The organism is Flaviflexus sp. (assembly GCF_052087705.1).
In the GTDB taxonomy this organism is placed as follows: Bacteria; Actinomycetota; Actinomycetes; order Actinomycetales; family Actinomycetaceae; genus Flaviflexus; species Flaviflexus ciconiae.
On the sequence record NZ_JBQCYC010000010.1, the window covers coordinates 14,256 to 34,145 of the forward strand.

A 19,890-nucleotide genomic window follows, 5' to 3' on the forward strand; every position below is an offset into this window, starting at 1 on the left:
ATAGGACCGAGATGTGGTAAAGACTGTGTCAATCGTTCTACGATGACACGGTGACTGAGAACCTAACACGCGAAGAAGCGGCGACACGAAGCAATTTCACCATCGATTCCTACCGGGTGCTCCTCGATGTGAGGGGCGAAGACACCTTCTACATTGAAGAAACCCTGACCTTTAGCGGGCAACGGGACGAAACGTTCCTCGATTTTATTGGCGTTGAAGTCTCCAAGGTCATCATTAACGGCACCGACACCGAGGTCGACTGGGACGGGTCCCGCATCTACCTCAAGGGCCTCGCCGAAGAGAACACGGTGACCGTGCATGCTCGCGGCATTTTCTCCAACTCAGGCGAGGGCCTCCACCGATTCGTCGACCCCGTCGACAATTCCGTCTATCTGTATACGCAGTACGAGCCAGCCGACTGCCGCCGCGTCTTCCCGACGATGGAACAACCCAACCTCAAGGCTTCCTTCACCTTCGAGATCACGGCGCCGGAAGAATGGGCGGTGTTGACCAACACCGAAGAGGTCTCGGCTACCGAGGTCGACGGGGGAGTGCGACACGTCTTCGCACCCACCAAGAGGCTCTCCACGTACCTCACGGCCCTGGTGGCCGGTCCCTACCACGAGGTCCGTTCCGAAAAGGACCCGCGCTTCGGCATCTTCTGCCGTCAGTCGCTGGCCGAGTATCTTGACCACGAAGAGATCTTCGACATCTCCCTGTCCGGCCTCGACGTGTTCGACAAGGCCTTCAACTACCCGTACACGTGGGGCAAGTACGACCAGGTGTTCGTACCCGAATACAACCTCGGTGCCATGGAGAACCCGGGGCTTGTCACCTTCACCGAGCAGTACATTTTCCGTGGCCAGTCGACCCGCGCACAGCGCGCCGGCAGGGCCAACACGATCCTGCACGAAATGAGCCACATGTGGTTCGGTGACCTCGTCACCCCGGTCTGGTGGGACGATCTGTGGCTCAAGGAATCGTTTGCCGAGTACATGGGAGCCTGGGCCTCCACGCAGGCAACCGAATACACGGAAGCCTGGGTTGCCTTCACCGCCCGCCGCGCCGCGTGGGCATTCCTCAACGACAACCGCCCAACCACCCACCCGATCGTCGCCGACATCGTCGATCTCGAAGCAGCCGACCAGGCCTTCGACGGCATCACCTACGCCAAGGGTGCCGCAACGTTGCGTCAGCTCGTCGCCTACGTGGGCGAAGAAGCCTTCTTCGAAGGCGCAAGAATCTACTTCAAGCGCCACGCATTCGGCAACGCCAGCCTTGATGACCTGCTTGTTGCTCTCGAGGAAACGTCGGGCCGGGACCTGCGTGCCTGGGCCGAGCAGTGGCTCCACACCACGGGAGCCTCTTTCATCGAGGTCAACGGAAAGTCGCTTACCCAGACGGGTACTCAGCCGCTGTCCGGCGAAGCAATTGTGCGCCCCCACCGGATCAGCGTGGGCGGATACTCCCGAGAAGGGGCCGAGCTCGTCCGCGTCGACAGCACCACCGTGGAACTGACCAACACCGCAGAAGTCGATCTCGAGGGCGATGTCATCATCCCGAACGACGAAGCGCAAACCTACGCAATCGTCGCTCTCGACGAGCAGCAGCTTGAAACGGTCCTCACCACCCGGATCGCCGATCCACTCGCGCGCAGCGTTGTCTGGTCTGGCCTGTGGGAGGCCGTCCGCGATAGCCGACTGGACCCGGCACGGTACGTCGAAGCAGTCAGCCGCTTCCACTCCGAACCTGACTCCACTCTGCTTGGCCAGATGATCCGCAACTGCCAGTACATCGTCGAGCACTACACAATGGATCCTGACACGGCGCGCACCATCTGGCTCGGCATCTGCGACGACTCATGGCGCGTGGCGATAGACGACCAAGATCAGGACCGGATCTACCTGTGGCGCTCCGCCCTCGCCGTAGCTGGCGCGGCACTCCCCGAAGCTGAAGACCTGCTACGCGAAGCGCTCGACACCGTCCGCGGTGACCGTGACGAACGGTGGAAGCTACTCATCGGCCTTGCCTCGACAGGCTCGGTCAGCGAGGCGGACCTCGAAGCCGAGCTCATCAACCCCAGCGAAGCCGACATTGTCGCTCACTCCCAGGCGGTCGCCTCAATCCCCGGCAACCGCCGCGAGGCCTACCGCAGGGCGCTAGAAGAGTCCCTCTCTAATAACCGCATGTCGGCATTGCTCGCCGGTGCCACCGCCACCTACGAAGCCGAGGAATACCCGTTCTTCTCGATCGCGCTCCCGGTCTGGAGAGAGCGCACCCAGGAGCTCGCCGAGCGTATCCTCTACGCCCTGTTCCCGCAGGGAGAGGAAACAATCGAACAGGCCCAGGAGTGGCTCGAAGGCGACGGCGCGAACGCACCCTCCGCCCTCCGCAAGATCGTGCTCGACGGCCTCGATTCCCGGCTGCGAGACAAGCGTGTTCGAGACACCTTCGCAGGCACGACAAGGTTCCTACCGGAGGAACGTTAACGCACCGCCAAACCAGCCCGGGCACGCATTCTTAACACTGCGAGTTCTTAACACTGCGAGAATTGTGCCGTAACAAAGACGTAGAGCGTACCCCGCGTCAACTAAGTTGGCATTCTGTCCCCCGTTTCCGCAAGCCCGCGGAGCGGGGGACAGATTACTTCTTGATAACAATCCCGATGTAGCCTCACAAGACGCTCGTGAACGCGCTGGAAAGCGCGTTGCTGTGCGAGCCCGCGAAACCCAAAAGAGCCCCCTGCCCACTGGGCTAAACCGGAGTGTGCCGGCGATGTTCACGAAGGTGACATTCCCGGCTATGGCGCCACTTTCTGGATATTGATTGGGGTGCGGAGAAAACTGCTCGAAGAATATTGCGTCCCATCATTGCGGCTTGGCAGTAGAAAGCGCGAGAATTAGACCACGGACACCTTGAACGAACCCTGAACGACAAAAGTGGCCATGGGAAATTTCCCGCAAAACCAGGTAGTATATTACAAAGCGGTAACGGCGAGGAGGTCGCGATGACAAGCAACGTGAATGATCCCACTGCAACATCACAGTTCTCTGCACTATCCGGCTCCCCAGACACTGGCGAGCTCGATGCACGCAGGGTAGGAATGAGCGAGCAGGATTTTGCTGCCGTTCAGGCTCTTCCGCCGTTCTCGGCTCTTCTCCTCGTCCAGCGCGGCCCCAACCAGGGTGCGAGATTCCTTCTCGACAGCGAGTCGACCATGGCGGGACGTCACCCCAAATCCGACATCTTCTTGGATGATGTGACGGTCTCCCGCCAGCACTGCGAGTTCCTGCGCCACGAAGGCACCTTCTATGTGCGTGACCACGGCTCGCTTAATGGCACTTACGTGAACCGTGAGCGTATCGACGAAGTCGGACTTGTTACCGGAGACGAGGTACAGATCGGCAAGTACCGAATGACCTTCCACGCCTCCCCGAACCGCGCCCAGTAATGGGCGAAGCAACACAGCACCTTCACAGCCACGATCCGGAGCAGGTTTCGTGGCCCTTTGACGTCTCTCACGAACCGACGCTGAAGATCGGTGAGGTCAAAGAGATACTGAGCGCCGAATTCCCGATGCTCAACGTGTCGAAGATCCGGTACCTCGAGAACATCGATCTCGTGATCCCGCACCGGACATCATCGAACCAGCGACTCTTCTCGCGTGCCGACGTCGAGCGCCTTCGGTTCATCCTCACCGAGCAGCGCGATCGCTACCTGCCTCTCTCGCAGATCGGTGAGCTCCTCAGCCAGCTTGACAGCGGTCGCGCCGGCGAAGGCCACCCCGGACGCATGCGTGCCGTCGAGCACGATGATGTTCCCCGTCCCAAGCCGGGCACGCGACTGACCAAGGCGGAGGTTTCCGAACTCACGGGTGTTGCCGTCGAGGACATCGAGGAACTGGCACGCCTCGGCGTTGTCGAAGTTGACCCCCGCGGTCGCCTCACGAGCCACGCCGTCGACATCGTCCGCTACTCGCAGATGATCACCGACCTCGGACTTGATCTGAGAAATATCAGAGCAGTTAAGAACTCTGCACACAATCACGCCACGATGATTACGACGTCACTAGCAGCCCAACTGGCGAAGCAGTCACCAGTTGCACGGGAGCGTGCTTTCGCTCAGGGAAATGAGATGTCGGCCCTCGTGGTCAAGCTCTACCAGGCACTTCTCGTCGAGAACATCGAAGTCGAACTCGACTGATAAATCTCAAGGTAAGCTTGAGGTGCGACACGCCGAATCGTTTATGGCCCAGGTGATTGACCGAGCAATCCTGGGAGCCTAACGTTAGGTGAAGTTAGACAGAAATTGGAGGCCGTGGTGAACGAAGCCGCACATCCCCAGCTCTTCCAGCCCTCGCTTTTCGGTGAGGACAAGCCGCTGGACGAGACCGAGGGTTACCGTGGACCGGTTGCCAGCAAGGTTGTCGGTATCACCTACCGGCAGCTCGACTACTGGGACCGCACCGGCCTTGTATCCCCGAGCATTCGGGGCGCGAAAGGCTCGGGAACACAGCGTCTCTACTCTTTCCGCGACATTCTTGTCTTGAAGGTTGTCAAACGTCTTCTCGACACCGGTGTATCGCTCCAGCAGATCCGGGTCGCAATCAACCAGCTGTCCAAGTACGGCGTTCAGGACCTCTCGGGGATCACCCTCATGTCCGACGGTGCCTCCGTCTACGAGTGCACCTCGAACGACGAAGTGATCGATCTCGTCAACGGTGGCCAGGGCGTATTCGGAATCGCACTGGGTCGCGTCTGGCAGGAGATCGAATTCTCGCTGTCCGAGCTCCCCACCGAAAAGGCCGAGCAGGAAATGGCAGCCAACGTGAAGGACGAGCTGGCTGAGCGCCGCGCCCGCCGCAATATCTCATAACGACAGCCTCTAGAATGCTTGAGTGAGCCCCGCTTCGGCGGGGCTCCGTCGTACCGGCCTCTTGTACGTGGATATGTGCGTGGACTACTGAGCGGCTGGTAGCCACATTCCCACGCTCAATCCTTCCGGCAGATAATCGGGCGGCTATCCATGACCGAGCATCAGACGCTGACAGTGCACAGATCTGCGGGGAAAGCTACACGCGGAGCTACCGTGCACCGCGGCTGACTGTGGCAAGTACGGAGGGCGGCATATCGTTCCCCCGCCCTCCGACATAGCTTCCCAACGAGAACCTCATTGCGTTACTCGTCCGGGGTATTCTTCATGCCTTTAACTTTCTCAACATCCTCGGGATCGCCTTCAAGCTCGACCTGGGCGACGGACCGACCGAAGGTGTAGAGCGCGAGCTCAAGAGGCGTGCCCACGATTGTCACGGCGTTCTCGTGACGCTTGGTGGTGAGTGCGGTGAACTCACCATGCTCGGGGGAGCGGAGAATGATCCGCACCGGTGCCATAGCGAATGACACCTGGCCGGTTGTCTTAAGAGAACCCCAGATGGCCTTCTGATCTTCGTCATCCAGGACCCGACCCAGCTCGGGTGTCTGCGCCCTCCGGATGTCCTCGTGGTGGATCACATACTCGAGAGTGTTGAAGGCTCGGTTGAGCGCGGAAACCTGCAGAGGAGAATACTTTTGGGGACCCTCGCGGTAGATATCGAGCAGCTCATCAAAGGATGCGGTTTCGAGACGCTCATTCTTCTCACGAATCGCGTCGGAGAAGTTCCACGGCACCTTTGCCGCGAGAGTGATGTGGGGGTAGATCTCTCGGGTCACCATGTGCCGAAGAAGATCTTCTGTATCCCAACCTTCACACAGCGTTGGCGCATCGGGCCCGATTCGTTCGAATGTGCTGATGAGGTTTGAGCGTTCGTTCGTGACAAAGTCCATGACTTCAACAATAGTTGGTGCCCAATTGCGGCGGTATGAGTTGGGGTACGTGCCGCCAAAAGTTACCAGGTAAAGCACAGGGAAATCCCGGAAAACCAAGATGTCTAGACCTAAAGTCCTGGGCCATAGCCGGTCTATCGGGCCGATCTAGACAGTGCTGAACGATGCAGGGCTAGCTGAGCGCCTGAAGAAAACAGCGGGCGATGACCTGCCATGTCGAAAACTCAAAGAGGGTGCGGCACAGATATTCTCCGTGCCGCACCCTCTTCAATGCTGGATGAAAGCTCAGCCAAGCACCGAGTCGCTACTAGGCGACAAGCTGGTCGATAAGAACACCGAGCTCACCGGGGCGACGATCGAGGGGCTCGAAGCCATTGTCACCAAAGTCAAGGAACAGGCTCAGCTCGACCGTGGAACGGATGTCCCACATGTTCATATTCGCAACGATGGTCCGCCACTGCTCGATCGAGCGCACACCATTAGCGGCGCCGTAGCCGACGAATGCCACCCTCTTGTTCATCCACTCGTTGGCGATGGAATCAAAGGCATTCTTGAAGGCGCCCGGGACACCGTGGTTGTACTCGGCGGTCACGAAGATGTAGGCGTCAAACTCGTTGATCTTGTCGCCCCACGCCTGAACCTCGGCGGAATCGTACTTGCCGTTGGCCATAGCCGGGTGCGTGGACGAGGTCAGCAGGGGAACATTGAACTCCCGCAGGTCAACAAGCTCGAACTCGGCGCCGCCATGCTTGACAGCCTCATCGTAAACCCACTTGCCAATCTGCTCGCCTGCTCGCTCCTCGCGGATCGAACCGAGGATGATTCCAACCTTCATGTGTCTTCCTTTCAAGATGAACTAACGAACTAATCCAAACATGGAATTAGTTAAAAGCGAAACTATTGTCGAGGAATTCACTAAGGGGGGATTCCGGGAATAATCCGCGGTATTTTGCAAAACAATTCCATACACAGACACGGTTGATTCACGATTGATATGGGCGGGATATCAGCCGATCATCTTCGTGGCTTCGTGGCTTCGTGGCTTCGTGGAAGAGGTGGGGGGAGAGGACCAGCTGCATCCCTACCTGAGCTGGACAGCGGCTTGGCGGGGATGCGCGGCTTTCATCAGCTTGGCAGAGCTGTCAGCCGAGTGGCTTGTGAAGATGAGCGCAGTGTCGTCGATAAACCTGGTGGATAGACGAAGTGGTGGGGTGGCCCGGAACGAATCCGAACCACCCCACCACTAAACGCGTAAGGCAGCGTGTGTCGCGATGGCTATAGGAGTCCCATGGTTGTTGGGAGCCACGTCGTCAGGACCGGTACGTAGACCACGATGAACAGCGCAACAACAATTGCGATGAGGAATGGCCAGAGCTTGCCGGTGACAGGCTCGATCCGGAGTCTTGCGACTCTAGCACCGACGAAGAGGACGTTGCCGACAGGCGGCGTGATTACGCCAATCGACAGTGCCATGACGACGAGTGCACCGAAGTGGACCGGGTCGACACCCAGCTCCGTGACGATCGGAAGGAAGATCGGAACGAAGATGAGAATGGCGGGGGTTGGGTCCATGAAGGTGCCAACGAGAAGCAAGATAATTGTGACGATCAGCAGGACAACTGCGGTCGAGTCCGTTGTTCCCAGAACAGCATCGGAGATGAGCTCGGGGATGCGGGCAAAGGACATGACGAACGACAGGGCCGTGGAGACCGCGACGAGCATCATGACGATTGCTGTCGTGCGGCTGGCGTCGACGAGGATATCGGGAAGGTCCTTGATCTTAATGGTGCGGTAAACCATCGACAGGATGAGGCAGTACACGACGGCAATCGAGGCGGACTCGGTTGCGGTGAAGAGGCCGCCGAGAATACCACCGACAACGATGACGATCATGAGGAGCGACGGAACTGCGCGCCAAATAATCTTCATGCCGTCCGCGAACGACACGCGTTCCTCGGACTTAAGACGACCCGGCTGTTTTCGTGCGTACAGATAAACGACGAGCATACAGGCAAGGGCCCACATCATGCCGGGAATCAAGCCCGCCATGAACAGCGCCGCAATCGATGTTGAAGAGACCAGCGAGTAGACGATAAAGGTGTTCGACGGCGGGACGAGCATGCCGGACGGCGCCGAGGCGACGTTGACGGCAGCGGCGAAGCGCTTGTCGTAGCCATCCTTGACCATGCGGCCATGCATGACGTTACCGACAGCGGCGGCCGAGGCCACCGCGGCGCCAGAGACGGCACCAAACAGGGAGTTGGCAACAATGTTTGTCTGTGCGAGCGACGCCGGCATGCGGCCCGTGAGCACCTTTGCGGCGTCAACGAGTCTGCCGGCAATACCGCCGTTATTCATGATCACGCCCGCCAAAACAAACAGCGGAATCGCGAGCAGAGGGAACGAGTTGATGCCCGTAAACATGCGCTGGGCGGTGACAAGCGATGCCTGCTCGAGACCAAGCAGCGGGACCGCCGCGAGCATGGTCGAGACACCGATGGTGACGGCAATCGGGATCGAGACAACAATGCCAAAGATGATGCCAACAATGAGGATAAGACCAGCAAGGGTATTCGGATCCATCATGCCTCCTTAGACGTATCGGGCGAGCGCGGCGTTACTGGATCGACCAGCTCGGACTCGGCTCGAGCGGTTTCGGCGGTCTCGGGATCGAGAGCAACCTCGACGTCTTCGTCGGAGTGGTCGCCGTACGCTTCCTCAAGTTTGAGGGCCATGCCGATGATGTAGTAGATCGAGTAGAAGGCGATGAGAACACCGCTGATGGGCAGGGCTAGATACATCTGGCCCATGGTAAACGGCAGAGCAGAGAGTTCCTGGTTCCATGCGTTCTGAGAGGCTCGGTAGCCGCCATAGATGAAAACAATAACGGCGAAGGCCAGGATCGCAACCTGAACAAAGGTTGCCACCGCACGCTCCGAATTATCCGGGAGCTTACGGACGAGGAACTCGACCGCGACATGTCCGCGCTCACCGAATACCAGGGCTGCCGCGAAGAGACCCAACCACACGAACGTGATCCGGGCACCCTCCTCGGTCCAGGTGGAGGAATCGTTAAGGACCTGGCGGGAAAAAACCTGCCAGACAACGATGACAACAAGGGCTGCGAACAGGATCGTCACAATGACGTACAGAATTCTGTCAAGAGTTTTCTTTAGGAGAGGCATGATTACTCCACATCCTTCTCGGACAGGGCGCGGGCCCCTTCGTAAACCTCAAGCTGAGTATCGGTCGTGAGGAACTGATCGACGAGCGGCTCAAGGGCCTCATCAAAGATAGTTTCGTCAACGATATGGATCGTGGCGCCATCTTCTTCGGCCTGGGCAATTGAGTCATCGGTGGCCTCGAGCCACAGCTCGACGTGGAGGGCACGCGCCTCATCCCAGCCCTCCATGAAGATCTCCCGATCTTCATCGGTCATGGAGTCCAGCATTGTCGAGTTAATGATGAGATAGTCGAGACCCACCAGGTGGTTAGTCTGCGACCAGTGCGGCGCAACCTCGTAGTGACGCTGCGTTGCGTAAGAAACCTCGTTGTTTTCTGCAGCATCAACGACTCCGGACTGAAGACCGGAATAGAGCTCGCCGTACGCCATCGGAGTTGCCGAGGCACCGAGTGCCTCCGCCATGGCCAGGTTCAGCTCCGATTCCTGGACACGCAGTTTCATGCCATTCAGATCATCGGGCGTCTCAACCGGACCAAACGTCGTGTAGACGGAACGGTTACCCTGTGTGAAGCCACCAAGAACAACAATGTTATTGGTCTCGCGCAACGAGTTAAAGAGCTCGCCCACGACTTCGTCCTCCGCCAGCACCTTCATCTGGTGATCAATATTGTCGAACGTGGTGGGGAGGTTCAGTGCGATGAAATCCTTGTTCAGATTCTCGAGCTGGGGGCCGGAGACGATGGCCAGTTCCACCGACCCATCGGAAACCAGCTGAAGAGCCTCGGCCTGTGCGCCGAGCGTCTCGTTGGGGTAAATCTCCAGAGTCCACCTACCGTCGGTGTACTCTTCCAAGTAGTCACCCCAGTGGTCCAAAGCAATATAGGAAGGGTGGGTCTCTGTCTGGTTCAATGCCAGATGGAGGACGTCCCCTTCGTTTTGCCCAGGTTCCAGAGTGCCACTGCACGCTGCCAGGAGCATCGCGGTTCCAGCCGCCGCCCCTATCAATCGTGTATGTCGCCTCATAGCGCCTCGCTTCCTTGCGTTTCGCTGCTACCGACACTGTGGGGATTGTCAGTATCTGGAATGCATTTGACAATCGTTGGTAGCTTCGTGCCCTCATACTATTTACCCAAGAGCTGAATTCCGCCGTGTTGCCGTGTGTTGCCATGCCGAGCCATTTCATGTCATGTAAGTAGCTCAAACCGGTGAATTTCGGTGCAAACTAGCCCTATATCCTCGGGCTTTGTCAGTCGATAAGTCACGCTGGTAGCAGTGTTGCCTTCGCCATAAGCCGTAGTGGGGGAGAGTTTCTGTCCGGTTTCTTAAAGTACGCGCGGATTGTTGCAGTCGTGATGGCAACTGATGGCAAAGCCCAAGAAATTCTGCGTAGAACAGATTTTTCTGTGAAATCTTGGGTCATCGAACGGGATCTACGTCCTAGAGAATGTATGCCGCAGTCACCCGACCACCGTTTGGCACCCGAATTTCAACGGCGAGAATAACGCCCAGCCAGGGGAGTGGCGGGAAGCTGTTCGGGAGGAAAAAGATTTCTCCTCCCCAACGACTCTCATGACGGGGTAGAAAGACGGGGTGGAAGGGGGAGTGCGGTGTTAACTGTGCATTTCGTGATCTGCGCGCTGAGCCAGTTTGTCCTTTGTCGCCCACAGGCCAGCTGACGGCGTGGAAATATAGAAGACCTCTTCACCATCCGGCATGGTATTCCAGCCATCCTTCATAACTTCGGGGTTATACCGGTTGAGGGCTTCGTTCACATCCATGTACTCGTAGCCGACAGATTCAATGTCTTCCCGGGTCAGTTTTCCCGGCGCATACCTGATGGTGAACCGGCCCTCGGAGGAGCCATGAACAAGATGCGCTGTGCCGTGGGGGATGTCCTGCATATCCTCCTGAGTTGCGAAGAGCTCAAGGACTTCGGCCTGACTTATGTAGCCGTACTTACGGACAAGATCATCGACTTCGGGCTGCTCCCCAAAACGCTCAACGCCGCGGGCGATAACGAGAAGCTCCCCACCATCCGCAATTGCCATGCGAGTGCGGTACACGGCCTTGTTGGCAACCCAGGTTGCCCGGAACTCGTCCGCCTGCATGACAGCCACGATCTTCTTTACCGGCTTATCGAACTGCGTAATGTTTTGCGCAAGGGACGCACGTGCTGCGTCGTAGTAGGTTTCAAGGTCGTCACCAACATAAACACCTGTGTGGATCAGTTCCCCGTCATGGTTATAGTCCATGACGACCTGGATGTAGACATCCTTAAGGTGGCCAAGGTAGCGTTCCTCGGCTTCGTTAAAGCAGGCACGGACCGGTGTAAGCAGGTTACCCAGGTTGTTTTCTATGCCGTAAACGGCTGATGCCATGTGGGAGCCGCCGAGCAGACGCTTACCGCCAAGCCCAATGAAATAATTCTTGTTGTGATTGGCAAAGCCAAGAACCTCGTGGGGGACGACGTGCCCAATGTTGATGATGAGATCCCAGTCCTCAGTGACCGTCATGGTGTTCAGATCGATCGGGATCTCCCAGTCAACAAGCCCGCCCGTCTTCTCCTTCACAAACTCCGCCTCAATCGTGCCCAGATGGGTGACGCCGTTCTTCCAATCGTGGGCATGGATCTTTTCCTCGGGAACGGATCCAAACATCCACGTGTTGTCGTCGGGCGTGTGTGGCACGTGCTGCCCGAGCGTCGGAATCACATGAACATCGGCACCCGCCTCGGTCAGATGGTGGTAGAGAAACTCGGTCATCCAGCCGACTCCAGCATGCGCTCGGGTAATATCGGGCGGAAGGAGAAGTACCCGGTTGAGTCTCTCAATTCCGAGCCTTTCCCTCGACTCTGCTACCGTGCGAAGCAACATTTCTTCAATCTTTGGGCGATCGATGATAGACGCCTCGCGCTTAAACCAGGTCATATGGGCAGACTACGAGAATGACCGTATCGGTGTGCGGGAATGCACTATGTTGCCACTTATGAACTCGAGGCCCGTAAGTTGCGTCGGTTCGGTCGCTGTCGGCAAGGTCCTGGCTCCTGTCGGTGCCGCCGTCACAAGCGAAACAAGTATCGATAGACGGCGGGGTTTACCGTTGTCGATTCGGTGTTCGAAAAACAGTTATGACAGGCCGATGAGGGTAGCCTAAAACCGCGCAATAACAGTGAAAGGTGAGCCTTCCCTTCGGTGACAACAACCGATTATGAGCCTAGGCTCAGGACTGAGCAGGTGATCGCCAAGCATCTGAGCGGGAGTGGAGGGCACCATGGCACAGGTAACCGATATCGAGTCAAAGGCAGACGGGCTATCGAGCAAGCTCAACTGGCTACGTGCCGGTGTGCTCGGAGCAAACGACGGCATTGTTTCCACTGCCGGCATCGTCATGGGAGTGGCGGGTGCCGCGGTTTCTGATCAGGCACTCATTGCATCGGGCGTTGCGGGTCTGGTTGCGGGCGCGATATCTATGGCCGTGGGGGAATACGTCTCTGTTTCAAGTCAGCGCGATACCGAGAAAGCGGAAATCGACGTACTGAGAAAGCGCCTTGATGAGAATCCCGAGAACCAGCGCCTGAGCCTTGCCCGCACCTTCGAAACAGAAGGATTATCCAAGAAAACGTCGCTTGCCGTTGCTGCTGAGCTGAGCGATTCCGACGCCATCGGAGCACACGCTCGCTACGAGCTAGGGATCAATGCCGACGAACTAACGAATCCCTGGCACGCTGCCTGGGCCTCCATGATCGCCTTTGTTGTTGGAGCTATCATTCCGCTGATCGCCATGGTGGCGTCGCCAGACTCCGTTCGAGTCGTTGCGACGATTGTCGCCGTTGTTATCGCACTCATTATTACCGGGACAATTTCCGCACGCCTAGGTGGTGCTCCCGTTGGGCGAGCCATCGTACGAGTCGTCATCGGGGGACTGGCAGCCATGCTCATCACCTACGCGATCGGTGCCCTCGTGGGGGTAGTGCTCTAACTACTCCAGGCCCCTTATTGTGCATGTAACGACCACGGATACCGTTAAATCGGAGAACGAGCATGATCGATCGTTTCCGCTAATACCCCCGTAGGGCGCCATTCGGACTAATCTGTTGTTATGAAGGTAAACCTCAGGACGGAGTATGAGGACGACTGGCCGTGGCTGTGGCACTGGCGCCATGAACTAGATACTGCGGAATGGAAGCAATGGGATTCTCCATTCCTGCACGACCACATCAGGAGACTGAGTTACGAAGAGTTCAAGCAGGCCCAGGTGCTGAACACGAGGTTCGGCTCCATCATCGAGGCCGATGGGCAACGCGTGGGAACAGTTAATCGCTCAGAATTACCGCCCAGGGGAGGCGGCTGGTGGGATATCGGTATCGTCATTTACGACCCCACATACCGTAACCAAGGCATCGGCACCGAAGCCGGCAGGCTCTGGATCGATCACACCTTCAACCACACACGCGCGCACGTCGTTACGCTCAGCACCTGGTCCGGAAACGAACCCATGATCAAGACCGGCGAGCGACTCGGTTTGAAGGAATGCTCCCGAATCCCTGAAGCACGTTCCTGGAAAGGCCTGCGCTACGACGTCGTGCAGATGTCGGTACTACGCGCCGACTGGGAGAAGCAGCGACTCGATCGAGCCCGCACGCGCTAACACTCGACGCGCACACTGATCTCTCATTGTGACAACCAACCGCGTCATGACGAGAAACCGAGCGGAGGAGTGGTGCTTCCCGAATAAGAGAAGAAGCGGGCGCCATTCAAATAGTAAAATGACATAATATGCATTATCGGAATTGCGTTGAAATGTTGCCTTGGGGCGAAGAAGATCCTCTCGCGACTGTTATTCCCGGACAGAGGCCTTTTGCGTGCTGTTCTTATCGGCGCCAAACGCGACATCGACGCGGATCTTGGAATCGCGGTGCAGAGCCCGATAACGCCTGAGTTCTGCTTACAAACCATCGACGAGGGCCGGTCCGGACAGTCGAAACGCATGACGGTTGCCGGGCTCACTCGCGTCGAGGTTGACGACGTCGAGGAAGCCCTCGAAGACTCCCCTGCGCTGTTGCGGTCGATAGATAGACGGCTTGAAGAGGACTCGGTCGTGTTCTCCTTTGCGAAGGCCGGCGGGCACTGGCTGGGAATCTCGCTGCTCAATAATTGAGGATCTACCGGCCTGTCTCGGACAGACTATTGACCAAGTTTCCGTTAATTAATAGGTATCTATTGTTTATCGATAGCTATCGAGTTATTCTCAGGTTATGATTCCCGACAGTTTAACCAGCGCTCTCAAAGTTGCACTCGTGTTCCTGCTGTTCTCCCTGGCCCTGGCCCAGGTTTATGCCGTGTTCATGATGATTGAAATTGGAGCCACTACTCCCGAGGTGGAACCGCTGGTTGTGCCTTATTCGATCGGCGCTGTTCTCGCCCTTGTCGGACTTCAAGCCGCCGTCATTATCGTCTGGCAACTTCTCAGCATGGTTGAGGAACGGACGATCTTCCAGGATAAGTCGATCAAACGTGTCAACCAGCTCATTGTCAGCATCGCCATCTCAATCATCATTGTCACTGGCCTACTTGCACACCTGCTGTTCTTCATGGGATTTGGCGGCCCCATCTTCCTCATGGCGCTCGTGCTCATTCTCCCCCTCGGTGCGGCAGTCGTACTCCTGCTACTTGTCATGAGGGGTCTGCTTGTTGAGGCGGTCCGCAACCGGACCGAGTTGGATGCGGTGATCTGATGCCAATCGTCGTTGACCTGGACGTCATGCTCGCTAAACGGAAGATGAGCGTCGGTGACCTCTCTGAAGCTATCGACATTTCACCTTCGAACATTGCAGTTCTAAAGAACGGGCGAGCACGTGCAGTACGCTTCTCCACACTCGAGGCAATCTGCGAAGTCCTCGACTGCCAGCCGGGTGACGTGCTTAGGTACGAGCCGGACCTGTCGGATTAGCGCATACCCGCATCGCCGCTGAAGGTTCGTCCTAGCTCAAGAATCGAATCATTCTAATCCCTTTCGTAGGTGGCCCACCCCCTCCCATAGTTGTGGTGATCCTCGATCGGACGGAATCGACAAAGATTTTGTCGGACAGTTCTAGATACCAATGAGTAACTCTAATTTGCGCCGTGATCGGGGTGGACCTACCGACAGCCGTGCTGTGCACGAAGACATCATATTCAGTTGAAAGCGGTCGCCGTGCTAACCGTGAGCGGTCTCTGACGTGCTCTTACCGTAGGAGCGTGAATCGAATTGCCGCTCTTATGAAATGGACGCTTTGCTGCTTACGGAATGAGGTTGAGGCCCCGTAGTACAAGATCGGCGGTACTTTCCTGAACCGCCCATTTTTCTTCGTCGCTGTGATTGCGAAGTGAGCCGAGGGTACACAGGAAGGTTGCTCCGTGGAATGCAGCCCACACCGGGACGGCTTCGGCAAAGAGGTCTTCCGCATCGGGTTTGACCTCTTTCATGAGCGACGTCAGGATCTGCATGGGTCGGCCGCTTGCCGTGGCCCAGTCCTCGGCGAGCGGGAAGACGAAGGTGAAGACCTCGAATTGCTTCGGGTTGTCGAGCGCGAACTTGAAATAACCAACTCCGAGGGCGCGGATTCTGCTTACTACGTCCTCCCCCTCGACCTCGGACAATGCGAGTTGCAGCTTCTCGTCCATGGATTCCAGCAACCTGTTACGTACAGCCTGGACAAGATCAGCCTGGCTTTCGAAGTGGCGGTAGGCGGCTGATGGGGATACACCGATCCTTCGCGATGCTTCCCTAAGACCAACGGCGTTGAGACCGCCTTCGCTCGCGAGCTCGAGCCCTACGCGAATGAGCTCATTTCGTAGGTTGCCATGATGATACGGCCGGTCGACGGTCTTCACAGAACCACTGTCCTTGCATTCGAGGTGCCAGCTTCGACACCAGGGTTGATAACCGCTCCAGTTTATCCCGGCTTCTCCGGTAAACGGCATATTTTGGCGAGATATCGCGCATTTGTCTCGTCAGATCTAAACTATTCATTCAGACCGTCATTAACAATGATCGTTGACTATTTCTGGACGTACTCGGCCAGGTGTTTACCCGTCAGAGTGGTTGCGCTGGTCACAAGCTCAGATGGTGTTCCCTCGAAGACAATGTGCCCGCCTTCTGTACCGGCACCGGGACCAAGATCGATGATCCAGTCGGCGTGTGCCATAACGGCTTGGTGGTGTTCGATAACGATGACCGAGATCCCGGAGTCGACCATGCGGTCCAAGAGTTCGAGAAGCTGCTCAATGTCGGCGAGGTGGAGACCCGCGGTTGGCTCATCCAGAACGTAGATTCCGCCCTTCTCCGCCATCTGCACCGCCAGCTTAATCCGTTGGCGCTCACCGCCCGACAGGGTGGATAGTGGCTGGCCGAGGGCGACGTACCTGAGACCGACGTTGACGAGGCGGTCGAGAATGGTGGATGCCGGTTTGGGGCCGGCCTCGGCAAAGAACTGGGCTGCCTCCCCCACCGACATCCGGAACACGTCGGCAATGTTCTTGCCGTGGTACTCGTAGTCGAGGACGTGGTCTTGGAAGCGATCTCCCCCGCAGGCTTCACACGGTGAAGATACCGATTCGAAGAACGACAGTTCGGTGTAGACGACTGCCAGGCCCTTGCATACCTGGCAAGCACCCTCGGAGTTCGGGCTAAAGAGACCCGGCTTAACGCCGTTCTCTTTAGCAAATGCCTTACGAATGTGGTCGAGTAGCCCCGTGTACGTGGCGGGATTGGATCGGCGGGATCCTCTTATCTCCGACTGGTCGACGTAAACCAGTCCTTCCGTTTCCGGAAGAGACTTTCTCAGCAGGGTGGACTTGCCAGAACCTGCGACACCGGTGATGACGGTGAGGATGCCGAGCGGTATATCAACATCGATATTTTGCAGGTTGTGGGTGTGCGCCCCGCGTATCTTGATGGCGCCACTCGGTTTACACACCGTCTCTTTGAGGGCAACCTTGTCTGCCAGATGCTTGCCCGTCACGGTATCAGAGGACTGCAGCCCTTTGAGGTCCCCTTCATAGATGATCTCACCGCCGTGGGAGCCTGCGAGCGGGCCAATATCGACAATGTGGTCGGCGATCGCGATGGTTTCCGGCTTGTGTTCGACCACAAGCACCGTGTTCCCCTTGTCTCGTAGCGCCAGTAGCAAGTTGTTCATCCGGTCGATGTCGTGGGGATGAAGTCCGACGCTCGGCTCATCGAAGACATAGGTAACGTCGGTGAGTGCTGAGCCAAGGTGCTTGATCATCTTGGTTCGCTGGGCTTCGCCACCCGAAAGGGAACCGGCAGGTCTGTCGAGTGCCAGATACCCCAGGCCGATGTCGACGAAGGAATCGAGGATGCCGGTGAGGTTGTCTTGGAGGGGGCCGATGCTGGTGACCTTGAGGGCCTTCACCCAGTCTCTTAGTTCAACGATCGGCATGGCGCACACATCGGCGATCGACTTGCCTTCAATCGTCGAGGTGCGCGCGTGTTCGGCAAGCCGGGTGCCACCGCAGTCCGGACATGCGGTGAAGGCCACGGCGCGATCCACGAAGGCGCGAATGTGGGGCTGCATGGAAGCCCGGTCCTTCTGCAGGAAGGATGTCTTGATCTTCGGTACGAGCCCCTCGTACGTGGTGTTGATTCCCTGGAATTTCACCTTGGATGGCTCCCGGTACAGCAGGTCGTGGAGCTCCTGTTTGGTGTAGTCCTTGATCTTCTTGGCGGGATCAACGAAGCCCGATTCGGAGAACTGGCGCACCGCCCATCCTCCAGCTTTATATCCGGGAACGGTGATCGCACCTTCCTCGAGCGAAAGGTTGCGATCGATAATCTGATCAACATCCAGATCAGAAACGGTTCCCCGGCCCTCGCAGGTGGGGCACATTCCCCCGGTTACGTTGTAGGTGGCGAGCTGCCGCTTGGGGTTGTTGCCTTTTTGAACGGTAATGCCGCCCTGGGCGCTGACCGAGGGCGTGTTGAACGAGTATGCCTGGGGTCCGCCAATGTGGGGCTCGGCAATCCGGCTAAACAGGATACGAAGGAGTGCGTTGGCGTCGGTTGCCGTTCCCACGGTCGACCGTGGGTTCGTCGACATGCGCTCCTGATCCACCACAATCGCGGTCGTGAGGCCATCGAGCAGGTCAACGTCCGGCCGAGCATTGGACGGCATGAAGCCCTGAATAAAGGCGGAATAGGTTTCGTTGACTAGCCGCTTCGATTCGGCAGCGATCGTTTCGAAGGCGAGCGAGCTCTTGCCCGAACCCGATACTCCGGTGAAGACCGTCAACCTTCTTTTGGGAAGGTCCAGGTCAACATTCTTCAGGTTGTTTTCACGTGCGCCGCGCACGCGAATGGTGTCGTGGCTGTCCGCCGGATGCTGTGCCATGGCCATATCCTTCCCATCGAGATTCACTGTCACAAAGAACCCTAGAGCGGAAGAGTACCAGGCACATAGGACAACTACTGCCCCGGGGTTGTCCCCGCCTCGTATTCCTCAAGTGGCAGACTGTCGTAGCTCTCGAGGACGGATTCAATAATGCGCCATCCTTCTTCCGCTGCCGCGGCCGTGAGACGCAGGTGCTTTTCTCCGGTTAGCAGGCTCCTGGCAACGCGGCCGTAGGCACCGAGCTTCGATGGCACAAGCCCTGATGAAAGCGTGATGCGAGCATTCCATTCCGAGGCATCGGGATCGGACGGATCGTTCGCATTAACCTCGATACCGAGCTCATCCGACTCGAACGAAAGCCGCAAAACATTTGCCGGTGCGCCATCCTGGGTTTGCCGAAAGACAGCTGAGATTTCCCTGCGGGGATGACCGATTCCCTTGCCGGACTCCAAGATGATGGGGATGCCCCGCCACCTGTCGGTATCGACTGTAAGTTGGATGCGGGCCCAGGTTTCGGTATTCCGTGACGGTTCGACTCCGGGCTCATCGACGTAGGAAGGCAGCTCTTTGCCACCAACCGTTCCCGCCGTGTATCTCCCCCGCCTGGCCTCAACGGCCTTCGACATGCACAGAATCTCCGACGGACTCGTATCTTCATCTGCCAGGACGTGGGACATGACCTGGATGAGGTGGGACTGGATCATGTCGACAGCAGCGCCGGTTTTGTCATAGAACGCAGCACGGCCCTCGAGCCCGATTGTTTCGTTGAAAACGATCCGGACCTCATCGATGTGCTGAGCATTCCAGATCGGATCGATCAGCATATTGCTCTCTCGGAGGCCCTCGATGTTGACAGTCCCGGACAAGCCAAGGAAATGGTCCACCCGGAAAATCTGTTCCTCGCCAACCAGCTTCGCCAACTGTTCATTCACGGCTCGCGCGGTCTCCAAGGATTCCCCGATCGGCTTTTCAAGTGCGAGAACAACACCATCGGGTAGCTTCACACCCTCGAGTGCCTTGAGCGCACGCGCGGTAATCATCGGTGGCAGAGCGAAGTAAAGAATTGGGCCAGCAACCTGCTGCTCTGTTGCAACGTCCATGAGTTTCTGTAGATCTGCGGCGGAGGTTGCATCAACCTGGAAATAGGTCGACTGCGCAACGAGGGAAGATAAGGTCTCAGTAGGCGTCCCGGAGGCTTCCAGGGCTGCGGCGAAGTATGCGGGATAGTCAACATCGTCAGCCATATCGGCGCCAATGATTCGCACGTTCGTTCCCGACATTGCGGCGTACTCCGCCATGCCGGGCAAGAGGAGCTTCTTAGCAAGATCGCCCGCTCCCCCGATGATCGCTATCGTTGTCGCGGGACTCGAATTGTTTCCAGCGCGTACCTGTTCCTGCTGCTCGGTAGTGGACTGGCTTGCTGAGTTTACTGTGCTGGACGAATGGTCGTTGCGTTCACTCACGGTTAAACCCTACTGAAAAAACGCCCTTGG

The 19,890-nt window shown here is 57.5% G+C and carries 18 protein-coding genes; 9 read left to right on the forward strand and 9 right to left on the reverse strand.

Annotated features, from left to right (window positions below; genetic code table 11):
* The first annotated feature begins 50 nt into the window (after positions 1-50).
* The 4 genes from pepN (at position 51) to ACTHUY_RS06790 (ending at position 4,875) form a co-directional block, all read left to right on the forward strand.
* Positions 51-2,489, forward strand: coding sequence for an aminopeptidase N (pepN, locus tag ACTHUY_RS06775; protein ID WP_441654732.1), 2,439 nt, complete (start codon positions 51-53; stop codon positions 2,487-2,489).
* 518 nt (positions 2,490-3,007) lie between these two features.
* The gene (locus ACTHUY_RS06780) at positions 3,008-3,451 is read left to right on the forward strand and encodes an FHA domain-containing protein (protein ID WP_441676004.1); all 444 of its coding nucleotides are present in this window, start codon (positions 3,008-3,010) and stop codon (positions 3,449-3,451) included.
* Positions 3,451-4,203: a transcriptional regulator FtsR gene (gene ftsR / locus ACTHUY_RS06785; RefSeq protein WP_441676005.1), complete on the forward strand. Its 753-nt coding sequence runs from the start codon at positions 3,451-3,453 to the stop codon at positions 4,201-4,203. Before ACTHUY_RS06780 ends, ftsR begins: the two co-directional genes overlap by 1 nt.
* Before the next feature lie 114 nt (positions 4,204-4,317).
* Positions 4,318-4,875, forward strand: a complete 558-nt coding sequence (locus tag ACTHUY_RS06790; protein WP_206501791.1) for a MerR family transcriptional regulator — start codon at positions 4,318-4,320, stop codon at positions 4,873-4,875.
* A gap of 302 nt (positions 4,876-5,177) precedes the next feature.
* Here the strand turns inward: ACTHUY_RS06790 and ACTHUY_RS06795 are convergent, their stop codons facing one another.
* The 6 genes from ACTHUY_RS06795 to ACTHUY_RS06820 all read right to left on the reverse strand — a co-directional run bounded on the left by ACTHUY_RS06795 (position 5,178) and on the right by ACTHUY_RS06820 (position 11,933).
* Positions 5,178-5,822, reverse strand: a complete 645-nt coding sequence (locus ACTHUY_RS06795; protein WP_441654734.1) for a TIGR03085 family metal-binding protein — start codon at positions 5,820-5,822, stop codon at positions 5,178-5,180.
* Positions 5,823-6,129: 307 nt separating this feature from the next.
* Positions 6,130-6,657, reverse strand: coding sequence for an NADPH-dependent FMN reductase (locus ACTHUY_RS06800; protein ID WP_126703366.1), 528 nt, complete (start codon positions 6,655-6,657; stop codon positions 6,130-6,132).
* A 440-nt stretch (positions 6,658-7,097) separates the two neighbouring features.
* A complete protein-coding gene (locus tag ACTHUY_RS06805) occupies positions 7,098-8,408 on the reverse strand; it encodes a TRAP transporter large permease (protein ID WP_441654735.1) in 1,311 nt (436 codons plus the stop codon).
* Positions 8,405-9,007, reverse strand: coding sequence for a TRAP transporter small permease (locus ACTHUY_RS06810; RefSeq protein WP_441678225.1), 603 nt, complete (start codon positions 9,005-9,007; stop codon positions 8,405-8,407). The genes ACTHUY_RS06805 and ACTHUY_RS06810 overlap by 4 nt, the downstream gene beginning before the upstream one ends.
* Positions 9,008-9,009: 2 nt before the next feature.
* Positions 9,010-9,915 carry a TRAP transporter substrate-binding protein gene (locus tag ACTHUY_RS06815; protein WP_441678226.1) on the reverse strand — a complete coding sequence of 302 codons (906 nt, stop codon included), beginning with the start codon at positions 9,913-9,915 and terminating at the stop codon, positions 9,010-9,012.
* Between the two features lie 701 nt (positions 9,916-10,616).
* Positions 10,617-11,933, reverse strand: a complete 1,317-nt coding sequence (locus ACTHUY_RS06820; RefSeq protein ID WP_441675310.1) for a lactate racemase domain-containing protein — start codon at positions 11,931-11,933, stop codon at positions 10,617-10,619.
* A 343-nt stretch (positions 11,934-12,276) separates the two neighbouring features.
* On the opposite strand from ACTHUY_RS06820, the gene ACTHUY_RS06825 reads away from it, so the two are divergent.
* The 5 genes from ACTHUY_RS06825 (at position 12,277) to ACTHUY_RS06845 (ending at position 14,955) form a co-directional block, all read left to right on the forward strand.
* The gene (locus ACTHUY_RS06825) at positions 12,277-12,984 is read left to right on the forward strand and encodes a VIT1/CCC1 transporter family protein (protein ID WP_441675308.1); all 708 of its coding nucleotides are present in this window, start codon (positions 12,277-12,279) and stop codon (positions 12,982-12,984) included.
* A 120-nt stretch (positions 12,985-13,104) separates the two neighbouring features.
* Positions 13,105-13,653: a GNAT family N-acetyltransferase gene (locus ACTHUY_RS06830; protein WP_441678228.1), complete on the forward strand. Its 549-nt coding sequence runs from the start codon at positions 13,105-13,107 to the stop codon at positions 13,651-13,653.
* 210 nt (positions 13,654-13,863) lie between these two features.
* The gene (locus ACTHUY_RS06835; protein WP_441654741.1) at positions 13,864-14,163 is read left to right on the forward strand and encodes a hypothetical protein; all 300 of its coding nucleotides are present in this window, start codon (positions 13,864-13,866) and stop codon (positions 14,161-14,163) included.
* A 97-nt stretch (positions 14,164-14,260) separates the two neighbouring features.
* Positions 14,261-14,740: a DUF2975 domain-containing protein gene (locus ACTHUY_RS06840; protein WP_441654742.1), complete on the forward strand. Its 480-nt coding sequence runs from the start codon at positions 14,261-14,263 to the stop codon at positions 14,738-14,740.
* Positions 14,740-14,955: a helix-turn-helix domain-containing protein gene (locus ACTHUY_RS06845; protein ID WP_126703358.1), complete on the forward strand. Its 216-nt coding sequence runs from the start codon at positions 14,740-14,742 to the stop codon at positions 14,953-14,955. The genes ACTHUY_RS06840 and ACTHUY_RS06845 overlap by 1 nt, the downstream gene beginning before the upstream one ends.
* 329 nt (positions 14,956-15,284) lie before the next feature.
* Here the strand turns inward: ACTHUY_RS06845 and ACTHUY_RS06850 are convergent, their stop codons facing one another.
* From ACTHUY_RS06850 to ACTHUY_RS06860, 3 genes are all read right to left on the reverse strand, one after another.
* Positions 15,285-15,878, reverse strand: a complete 594-nt coding sequence (locus ACTHUY_RS06850; protein WP_441654743.1) for a TetR/AcrR family transcriptional regulator — start codon at positions 15,876-15,878, stop codon at positions 15,285-15,287.
* 167 nt (positions 15,879-16,045) lie between these two features.
* Positions 16,046-18,397 (reverse strand): ATP-binding cassette domain-containing protein, encoded by a 2,352-nt coding sequence (locus tag ACTHUY_RS06855; RefSeq protein WP_441654744.1) that lies wholly within the window; start codon positions 18,395-18,397, stop codon positions 16,046-16,048.
* Between the two features lie 74 nt (positions 18,398-18,471).
* Positions 18,472-19,860, reverse strand: a complete 1,389-nt coding sequence (locus ACTHUY_RS06860; RefSeq protein ID WP_441654745.1) for a hypothetical protein — start codon at positions 19,858-19,860, stop codon at positions 18,472-18,474.
* Positions 19,861-19,890: the final 30 nt, after the last annotated feature.